Annotated in this window: 1 tRNA gene; it reads right to left on the bottom strand. The window is 49.9% G+C overall.

Features of this window, described 5'->3' with window-relative positions:
* Positions 1-67, bottom strand: a tRNA-Tyr gene (locus ACTJJ6_RS23615).
* Positions 68-339 lie beyond the last annotated feature (272 nt).

Below are 339 nucleotides of genomic sequence, written 5' to 3'. Positions count from 1 at the left end.
GGAAGGATTCGAACCTTCGAAGTCAGTGACGGCAGATTTACAGTCTGCTCCCTTTGGCCGCTCGGGAACCCCACCATGGTATTCATGGATTTGCTGATTTTTTAAGGAATCGGCTAAATTCCTATTGTGCACTTCTAAGGATTACCGCGCTAAAGCGCGTTGTCTCGCTGCGCTCGGCTCGAACCTTGTCGAAGCTTCTCATCCTCCCCCTCGATGTTTAATGATATTTCAGCTTTCGCTTCAAGTTCATCAACAAAGAGAAGATGGTGGTGGGGGAAGGATTCGAACCTTCGAAGTCAGTGACGGCAGATTTACAGTCTGCTCCCTTTGGCCGCTCGG

Source organism: Serratia sp. 22278 (assembly GCF_052045405.1).
Classification (GTDB): Bacteria; Pseudomonadota; Gammaproteobacteria; order Enterobacterales; family Enterobacteriaceae; genus Serratia; species Serratia marcescens.
This window is presented reverse-complemented; position numbering and strand designations above follow the sequence as displayed.